Here is a 9,238-nt window from a genome sequence, read left to right on the forward strand (position 1 = left end):
CGGCCCCCCTAACCCGCTGAAGCCGCCCACGCACCTTCGGCCTCCGCATCCCCCACCCCCCGCCGCGAGCGCCCGCCCCTGAAACCGGGGCGGGCGTTCGGCTCGTCCACCGGCCCATCCGGCCCGCCCGAGGGGATGCCATGCCCGAGTTGCCCGAGGTGGAGGTCGTCCGGCGCGGCCTGGAGCGCTGGGTCGCCCACCGCACCGTCGCCGACGCCGAGGTCCTGCACCCGCGCGCCGTACGCCGGCACATCGCCGGCCCCGACGACTTCGCCCACCGGCTGAAGGGGCACCGCTTCGGCACCGCCGCCCGGCGCGGCAAGTACCTGTGGCTGCCGCTGGCGGACACCGGCCAGGCGGTCCTGGCCCACCTCGGCATGAGCGGCCAGCTGCTGGTCCAGCCGCACGAGGCCCCGGCCGAGAAGCACCTGCGCATCCGCGTCCGCTTCGCCGACGACCTCTCCACCGAACTCCGCTTCGTCGACCAGCGCACCTTCGGCGGCCTGTCGCTGCACGACACGTCCCCCGACGGCCTGCCCGACGTCATCGCGCACATCGCCCGCGACCCCCTCGACCCGCTCTTCGACGACGAGGCGTTCCACCAGGCGCTGCGCCGCAAGCGGACCACGATCAAACGGGCCCTGCTCGACCAGTCCCTGATCAGCGGTGTCGGCAACATCTACGCCGACGAGGCGCTGTGGCGCTCCCGGCTGCACTACGAACGCCCCACGGCCGCCTTCACCCGCCCCTGCACCGCGGAACTCCTCGGTCACGTCCGGGACGTGATGAACGCGGCGCTCGCCGTGGGCGGCACCAGCTTCGACAGCCTGTACGTCAACGTCAACGGCGAATCCGGCTACTTCGACCGCTCGCTCGACGCGTACGGCCGCGAGGGCCTGCCCTGCCGCCGCTGCGCCACGCCCATGCGCCGCCGGCCCTGGATGAACCGCTCCAGTTACTTCTGCCCGAAGTGCCAGCGCCCGCCCAGGGTCACGCCGTAGGCATCCGCTGCGTGTCGTAGCGCTCCCGCGACGCCAGCACCTCGTCCATCCGCCCCTCCAGGCACTGGATGAGCGCGATCAGCCGCCCGGCCACCTCGCGGCCCGCCGCCGTGAGTTCGTAGTCCACGCGGGGCGGGTTGGTGTGCTGGGCCTCGCGGTGCACCAGACCGTCGCGCTCCAGCGCGTGCAGGGTCTGGGCCAGCATCTTCTCGCTGACGCCGTCGACACGGCGGCGCAGCTCGTTGAACCGGAAGGAACCCTCGTGCAGCGCGCCGAGCGTCAGCGCGCCCCAGCGCCCCGTGACATGCTCCAGGGTGCCGCGCGAGGGACAGCCCCGGGAGAACACGTCGTACGACAGCTCCTGCTCCGCCGTGCGCTCCTGCGTGGTCGACATACGCCCAGCGTACGCGAGCACAGCGCTGCCCCGCAGAGTGCGCTGCGCGGGGGACAGCGGGGGTAGGGGTCGGTCAGTAGCCGAAGTTCTGGGTCCACCAAGGCCCGCCGGAGCCGAACTGGACTCCGACGCCGAGGGTCTGGAAGTCGCAGTTCAGGATGTTGGCGCGGTGGCCGGGGCTGTCCATCCAGGCGTCCATCACGGCCTGGGCGTCGGGCTGGCCGCGGGCTATGTTCTCGCCGCCGAGGTTGCCGATGCCGGCCGCCGCCGCCCGGTCCCACGGGGTCGCGCCGCCCGGATCGGTGTGGTCGAAGAAGCCCTCCGTGGCCATGGCCTTGCTGAAGTCCTCGGCCAGTTCGCGCAGGGCGCTGTTCGCGGCCACCGGGCTGCAGCCCACCTTGGCCCGCTCGTCGTTGACCAGCTTGAGCACCTGGGCCTGGGCGGCGGACTCCTCCGACACGGCGGCCGGGGCGCTGGGCCGCGCGGGCTCCTTGGCGGCCGGACGCGAGGGCGTGGGCTTCGGCTTGGCGCTCGGCGTCGTACTGGGCTTCTTCGTCTTCGACGGGGTCCCGGCCGGGGCCGCGGGCTTCGAGGCCGGTGCCGAGGGGGAGGTCGTGGACGGGGAGGGCGACGGAGCGTCCTCGGAGGAGGCGGACCCGGAGGGCGACGAGGACCGGTCGGTGCCGCGGCTCGTGGAGGCGTCGCCGCCGCGGCCGGTGTCGGCGCTGCCGGAGGTGCCGCCCTGCTCGCTCGGGCTGTTCGTCGGGGTGTCCTGGGCCTGCACCCGGTCGCCCCCGCCGCTGCCGCCGCCGATCCGGTAGTTGTCGAGGCCGGGCACCGCGCCCGTGGCCACCGCCACGGTGCCGATGGCGACCGCGGCGGAGACACCGAGCAGCCCGGTGCGGACCGGGGTGGCGGCCTTCTTCCGGCGCCTGCGGTGCCCTCCCGCGGGCTGCGGGCCGCCCTCGGGGGCGTACCCGTCACTGGGGAAGGCGACCGTGCGGCCGGCCTGCGGGCCTTCGCCGTCGGGGTGGTCCGCGTACAGGTAGGCGTCGCTCCTGGCGCGGACCTCGGCGTACGCCTCGGGGTTCAGATAGGGCGCGATCCCCATCGTCGGGCGGTCGCCCGCGTCCGGTGTGCGCGGGTCGCGGCCCCGTCCCGTCGCACCGTCCGGCTGATGGCCCCCCGCGGCGCGGCCCGTGGCGGCGCGGCCGGCGGCGGAGCGTCGGTGGCGTCCCATGTCCTGGCCTTCCTCGTCCTCGTCGTCGCTGGCGACGCGGGCGACGCGTCCTCACGATCAACACCGAACTCACACGTTCGAGTGAGTTTCAGGTGAGATTCATTGGGTGGGGACGGTACCGCATGGCGCCAGGGGGTGAAGTGTCCGGCGAGACATTGACTGGTTAGGTTGCAGTCATGAGCGAGGATGTACGACTGGTCGCGTGGGTGCGCGGACAGGTTCAGGGCGTGGGTTTCCGCTGGTTCACACGGGCCAGGGCGCTGGAACTGGGCGGCATGAGTGGTTTTGCTCTCAACCTGGCCGACGGCCGCGTCCAGGTCGTCGCCGAGGGACCGCGGGAGCGCTGCGAAGGGCTCCTCGACTGGCTGCACGGCGACGACACGCCCGGACGCGTGGACGGCGTCACCGAGATCTGGGACACACCTCGCGGCGGCTATGACGGCTTCGCCGTCCGCTGACACCGCGCCGTCCGAGATCTCCCCGGCGCCCGGTCCGACCCTCCCCACAGGGGTGGCCGGAGCGAAAACGGGCAGGTGGTTGCCAAGGACGGCCCGTCGTGGGAGGCTCCGCAACCAGAATGATCGCCACGCCCCGAGGGGCCCGCAGGAGTCGCAGCGTCGCCGTTTCCCGGCCGCATGCCCCCGGACGCCCGTCGATACGGGGCGTGATCGTGTTGACCGTCAAACTTTTTGGTGAGACGCTGAAAGCCCCGCGCACCTTAGCTGTTTGGCATGGTTGAACAGCAGTAAAAACTCCAAAGTGCCAAGCACCGCGGGTGCGAATCCCTCACGACCCGCACCGCTTCGGTCGGTCACTCATTGTGGAGGACCATCCATCATGGCAAAGGCGCTTCTCGGTTACGTCGGCGGCTCCGACCCTCGACTCCTCGCCGAGATGCGACGGCTCCAGCAGCGCGTCCAGGACCTGGAATCCGAGCTCGGACGAATCCAGGCGGAGAACGACGTGCTGGCGGCTGCCGCTTCTCACGACAGGATCATGGAGAGCATGGAGAGCGTTGACGCACACCAGGCGGAGCCTGCGCTCACCTGATCACTGCATCGCTCCACGCACGGCACGCAGTGGTCGGGCCTGCCCGTACAACCGCTAGGTGTCAGAGTCTGCAAGGGACGCTTCGGCGTCCCTTCTTTCTTTCCTGCCCCCGTTTCAGCGCCCGCGTCCGTCCGGACTTCCCTGCCCCGCGCATCCTTTCACCCTCTTCAACGTCTGATGTGCCCTGCACGTTCACCGGTGAAACCGCGGCGGTTCACCGGTTCATGGAGTGAGACACCCCCGAAAGGTAGAGTCCGGCGGCGTGCACCTGAAGGCCCTGACCCTGCGCGGGTTCAAATCGTTCGCCTCGGCGACCACGCTCCGGTTCGAGCCCGGTATCACCTGCGTCGTCGGACCGAACGGCTCGGGCAAGTCCAACGTCGTCGACGCGCTCAGCTGGGTCATGGGCGAACAGGGCGCCAAGTCGCTGCGCGGCGGCAAGATGGAGGACGTCATCTTCGCCGGCACCACCGGCCGCCCCCCGCTCGGCCGGGCCGAGGTGTCACTGACCATCGACAACTCCGACGGGGCGCTGCCCATCGAGTACGCCGAGGTCACCATCACGCGGATCATGTTCCGCAACGGCGGCAGCGAGTACCAGATCAACGGCGACACCTGCCGTCTCCTCGACATCCAGGAACTCCTGTCCGACTCCGGCATCGGCCGCGAGATGCACGTCATCGTCGGTCAGGGCCAGCTCGACTCCGTCCTGCACGCCGACCCGATGGGCCGCCGCGCCTTCATCGAGGAGGCCGCGGGCGTCCTCAAGCACCGCAAGCGCAAGGAGAAGGCGCTCAGGAAACTGGACGCGATGCAGGCCAACCTCGCGCGCGTGCAGGACCTCACCGACGAGCTGCGGCGCCAGCTCAAGCCGCTGGGCCGGCAGGCCGCGGTGGCGCGCCGGGCCGCCGTCATCCAGGCCGACCTGCGGGACGCGCGCCTCAGGCTCCTCGCCGACGACCTCGTACGGCTGCGTCAGGCGCTCCAGGCCGAGATCGCCGACGAGGCCGCGCTCAAGGAGCGCAAGGAGGCCGCCGAACGGGAACTGGGTAAGGCGCTGCGCCGCGAGGCCGACCTGGAGGACGAGGTCCGCCGGCTGACCCCGCGCCTCCAGCGCGCCCAGCAGACCTGGTACGAGCTGTCCCAGCTCGCCGAGCGGGTGCGCGGCACCGTCTCGCTGGCCGAGGCACGGGTGAAGAGCGCCACCTCCGTGCCCCCCGAGGAGCGCCGCGGCCGCGACCCGGAGGAGCTGGAGCGCGAGGCCGCCCGCGTCCGCGAGCAGGAGGCGGAACTCGAAGCGGCCCTGGAGGCGGCCGAGCACGCCCTGGAGGACACCGTCGCCCACCGCGCGGACCTCGAACGCGAGCTGGCTCAGGAGGAGCGCCGCCTCAAGGACGCCGCGCGGGCGATCGCCGACCGCCGTGAGGGGCTGGCCCGGCTCAGCGGCCAGGTCGGCGCCGCACGTTCGCGTGCCGCCTCGGCGCAGGCCGAGATCGAGCGGCTGGCCGAGGCCAGGGACGAGTCCCGGGAACGCGCCGCCGCCGCCCAGGAGGAGTATGAGACGCTCCAGGCCGAGGTCGACGGCCTCGACGCCGACGACCAGGAACTCGCCGAGCGGCACGACGCCGCCAAGCGCGGGCTGGCCGAAGCGGAGGCCGCGCTCGGTGCCGCCCGTGAGGCGGCCACCGTGGCGGAGCGCGAGCGCGCGGCGACACGGGCCCGCCACGAGGCGCTGGCCCTCGGACTGCGCCGCAAGGACGGCACCGGAGCGGTGCTCGCCGCCAAGGACCGGCTCACCGGCCTGCTGGGCCCGGCCGCCGAACTGCTCACCGTGACGCCCGGTCACGAGGTCGCCCTGGCCGCCGCCTTCGGTGCCGCCGCCGACGCCCTCGCGGTCACCTCACCGGCGGCCGCCGCCGACGCCATCCGCCTGCTGCGCAAGCAGGACGCCGGCCGGGCCGCCCTGCTGCTCGCCGGCGGCCCCGACGACGTACCGGAGGAACCACGCGGCGACGGGGCGTCGTACGCCGCCGACCTCGTCCGCGGCCCGTCCGACCTGATGCCCGCCGTGCGGCGGCTGCTGCGCGGGATCGTCGTCGTCGCCACCCTGGAGGACGCCGAGGACCTCGTCTACGCCCGGCCCGGGCTGACCGCGGTGACCGCCGACGGCGACCTGCTCGGCGCGCACTTCGCGCAGGGCGGGTCCGCCGGGGCGCCCAGCCTCCTGGAGGTGCAGGCGTCCGTGGACCGGGCCGCCGCCGAGCTGGAGGAACTGGCCGTGCGGTGCGAGGAGCTGGCCGGGGCGCAGGACGTGGCCGTCGCCCGGCGCCGGGAGTGCGCGGGCCTCGTCGAGGAGCTGGGGGAGCGGCGCCGGGCCGCCGACCGGGAGAAGTCGTCCGTCGCGCAGCAGCTGGGCCGGCTCGCGGGCCAGGCACGGGGCGCCGCCGGTGAGGCGGAACGGTCCACCGCGGCGGCGGCGCGGGCGCAGGAGGCGCTGGACAAGGCGCTGATGGACGTGGAGGAACTGGCCGAGAGGCTGGCCGTGGCCGAGGAGAGTGCCCCCTTCGGGGAAAGAGGGGAGGAGGAGCCCGACACCTCCGCGCGCGACCGGCTCGCCGCCGACGGCGCCAACGCCCGCCAGACCGAGATGGAGGCCCGCCTCCAGGTCCGTACCCACGAGGAGCGGGTCAAGGGCCTCGCCGGACGGGCCGACTCCCTGGACCGGGCCGCCCGCGCCGAACGCGAGGCACGCGCGCGTGCCGAACAGCGCCGGGCCAGGCTGCGGCACGAGGCGGCCGTCGCCGAGGCGGTCGCCGCCGGCGCCCGGCAACTGCTCGCCCACGTCGAGGTCTCGCTGACCCGCGCCGACGATGAGCGCACCGTCGCCGAGGCGGCCAAGGCCCGGCGCGAGCAGGAACTGACCGCCGAGCGCACCGCGGGGCGCGACCTCAAGGCGGAGCTCGACAAGTTGACGGATTCGGTTCACCGGGGGGAGGTACTCGGCGCCGAGAAGCGGCTGCGCATCGAGCAGCTGGAGACCAAGGCGCTGGAGGAACTCGGTGTGGAACCGGCGGGGCTGGCGGACGAGTACGGTCCCCATCAGGAGGTGCCGCCCTCGCCCCCCGCCGAGGGCGAGGAACTCCCCGAGACTGAATCCGACAGCGGCTCCGCCGCGGGCGAGCACCCACGCAACCGCCCACGCCCGTTCGTCCGCGCCGAGCAGGAGAAGCGCCTGAAGGCAGCCGAGCGTGCCTACCAGCAGCTGGGCAAGGTCAATCCGCTGGCCCTGGAGGAGTTCGCGGCGCTGGAGGAGCGGCACCAGTTCCTCAGCGAGCAGCTGGAGGACCTGAAGAAGACCCGCGCCGACCTGCTCCAGGTCGTCAAGGAGGTCGACGAACGCGTCGAGCAGGTCTTCACCGAGGCATTCCGGGACACGGCCCGGGAGTTCGAGGGTGTCTTCGGCCGGCTCTTCCCGGGCGGTGACGGGCGGCTGATCCTGACCGACCCCGACAACATGCTGACCACGGGCGTGGACGTCGAGGCACGGCCACCGGGGAAGAAGGTCAAGCGGCTCTCGCTGCTCTCCGGCGGGGAGCGTTCGCTGACCGCGGTGGCGATGCTGGTGTCGATCTTCAAGGCGCGGCCCAGCCCGTTCTACGTCATGGACGAGGTCGAGGCGGCGCTCGACGACACCAACCTCCAGCGACTCATCCGGATCATGCAGGAGCTGCAGGAGGCCTCACAGCTCATCGTCATCACGCACCAGAAGCGGACGATGGAGGTCGCCGACGCGCTGTATGGCGTGTCCATGCAAGGTGACGGTGTGTCGAAGGTCATCAGTCAGCGACTGCGCTAGTCCTGACTCAATTACTTCAACTCTTGAACGCGAAGCTTGGATGCATCGTGTACTGAGGCACCTAAAAACTCACAGCACCCGTCCTATTGACTTCGATACTTGAAGGCATAGTCTCTGCAACGTTGCTTTTACCTTCAGGTTCCTTTCAGGGTGCCCGAAGGCGATCCGCCCCGGCGGCGTTGCCGGTAGCCCGAGGAGTACACGTGTCCCGCACAGTGCAGGCAGCCAGTTCAGGAGCCAGGACGGCTCACCCCGAGCATCTCGGGCACGTCATCTTCATCGCGGCGGCGGCCGCGATGGGCGGTTTCCTCTTCGGCTACGACAGTTCCGTGATCAACGGTGCCGTCGAGGCCATCCGGGACCGCTACGACGTCGGCTCCGCGGTACTGGCCCAGGTCATCGCCGTCGCGCTGATCGGCTGTGCCATCGGCGCCGCCACCGCCGGCCGGATAGCCGACCGGATCGGCCGTATCCGCTGCATGCAGATCGCGGCGGTCCTCTTCACCGTCAGCGCCATCGGCTCCGCGCTGCCCTTCGCGCTGTGGGACCTCGCCATGTGGCGCGTGGTCGGCGGCTTCGCCATCGGCATGGCTTCCGTGATCGGCCCCGCCTACATCGCCGAGGTCTCCCCGCCCGCCTACCGCGGCCGGCTCGCCTCCTTCCAGCAGGCCGCGATCGTCTTCGGCATCGCGGTGTCGCAGCTGGTCAACTGGGGTCTGCTGAACGCCGCCGGCGGTGACCAGCGCGGTGAGCTGATGGGCCTGGAGGCCTGGCAGGTCATGCTCGGCGTCATGGTCGTCCCGGCGATCGTCTACGGCCTGCTCTCCTTCGCCATCCCGGAGTCCCCGCGGTTCCTGGTCTCCGTCGGCAAGCACGAGCGCGCCAAGGAGATCCTCGAAGAGATCGAGGGCAAGGACGTGGACTTCGACGCCCGCGTCGCCGAGATCGAGCACGCGATGCACCGCGAGGAGAAGTCCTCCTTCAAGGACCTGCTCGGCGGCAGCTTCTTCTTCAAGCCGATCGTCTGGATCGGTATCGGCCTGTCGGTCTTCCAGCAGTTCGTCGGCATCAACGTCGCCTTCTACTACTCGTCGACTCTGTGGCAGTCGGTGGGCGTCGACCCGACGCAGTCGTTCTTCTACTCGTTCACGACCTCGATCATCAACATCGTCGGCACCGTGATCGCGATGATCTTCGTGGACCGCGTCGGCCGCAAGCCGCTCGCCCTCATCGGCTCGGTCGGCATGGTGATCGCGCTGGCGCTGGAGGCCTGGGCCTTCTCCTCCGACCTGGTCGACGGCGCGCTCCCGGCCACGCAGGGCTGGGTCGCCCTGATCGCCGCCCACCTGTTCGTGCTCTTCTTCGCCCTGTCATGGGGTGTGGTCGTCTGGGTCTTCCTCGGCGAGATGTTCCCGAACCGGATCCGCGCCGCCGCGCTGGGCGTGGCCGCCTCCGCGCAGTGGATCGCCAACTGGGCCATCACCGCGAGCTTTCCGTCGCTGGCCGAGTGGAACCTGTCCGGCACGTACGTGATCTACACGATCTTCGCCGCGCTCTCCATCCCCTTCGTCCTGAAGTTCGTGAAGGAGACGAAGGGCAAGGCCCTGGAGGAGATGGGCTGACCGCCCCGCCCCGAACCCGGGGAGCAGGGCCAAGTCCCCGCTGCCCTCTCCCCGCACCGTCCGCCGCCCCCGCCC

At 71.6% G+C, this 9,238-nt stretch carries 7 protein-coding genes; 5 read left to right on the forward strand and 2 right to left on the reverse strand.

Features of this window, described 5'->3' with window-relative positions; all coding sequences use genetic code 11:
- Positions 1-140: 140 nt before the first annotated feature.
- Positions 141-1,001 carry a bifunctional DNA-formamidopyrimidine glycosylase/DNA-(apurinic or apyrimidinic site) lyase gene (gene mutM, locus ACFWR9_RS07860; RefSeq protein WP_383837154.1) on the forward strand — a complete coding sequence of 287 codons (861 nt, stop codon included), beginning with the start codon at positions 141-143 and terminating at the stop codon, positions 999-1,001.
- Here the strand turns inward: mutM and ACFWR9_RS07865 are convergent.
- Both ACFWR9_RS07865 and ACFWR9_RS07870 read right to left on the reverse strand, forming a co-directional pair.
- Positions 991-1,395, reverse strand: coding sequence for a winged helix-turn-helix transcriptional regulator (locus tag ACFWR9_RS07865; RefSeq protein ID WP_383837157.1), 405 nt, complete (start codon positions 1,393-1,395; stop codon positions 991-993). The genes mutM and ACFWR9_RS07865 overlap by 11 nt on opposite strands.
- 73 nt (positions 1,396-1,468) lie before the next feature.
- A complete protein-coding gene (locus ACFWR9_RS07870) occupies positions 1,469-2,635 on the reverse strand; it encodes a CAP domain-containing protein (protein ID WP_383837160.1) in 1,167 nt (388 codons plus the stop codon).
- A 176-nt stretch (positions 2,636-2,811) separates the two neighbouring features.
- Here ACFWR9_RS07870 and ACFWR9_RS07875 point away from each other — a divergent pair, with 176 nt between their 5' ends.
- The 4 genes from ACFWR9_RS07875 to ACFWR9_RS07890 all read left to right on the forward strand — a co-directional run bounded on the left by ACFWR9_RS07875 (position 2,812) and on the right by ACFWR9_RS07890 (position 9,163).
- Positions 2,812-3,093, forward strand: coding sequence for an acylphosphatase (locus ACFWR9_RS07875; RefSeq protein WP_383837163.1), 282 nt, complete (start codon positions 2,812-2,814; stop codon positions 3,091-3,093).
- Between the two features lie 379 nt (positions 3,094-3,472).
- Positions 3,473-3,685, forward strand: coding sequence for a hypothetical protein (locus tag ACFWR9_RS07880; protein ID WP_064730026.1), 213 nt, complete (start codon positions 3,473-3,475; stop codon positions 3,683-3,685).
- A gap of 262 nt (positions 3,686-3,947) precedes the next feature.
- Positions 3,948-7,541, forward strand: coding sequence for a chromosome segregation protein SMC (gene smc, locus ACFWR9_RS07885; protein ID WP_383837166.1), 3,594 nt, complete (start codon positions 3,948-3,950; stop codon positions 7,539-7,541).
- Between the two features lie 203 nt (positions 7,542-7,744).
- On the forward strand, positions 7,745-9,163 hold the full coding sequence (locus ACFWR9_RS07890) for a sugar porter family MFS transporter (RefSeq protein WP_383837169.1): 1,419 nt from the start codon (positions 7,745-7,747) through the stop codon (positions 9,161-9,163).
- Positions 9,164-9,238: the final 75 nt, after the last annotated feature.

It is taken from the genome of Streptomyces sp. NPDC058534 (assembly GCF_042717365.1).
Taxonomy (GTDB): Bacteria; Actinomycetota; Actinomycetes; order Streptomycetales; family Streptomycetaceae; genus Streptomyces.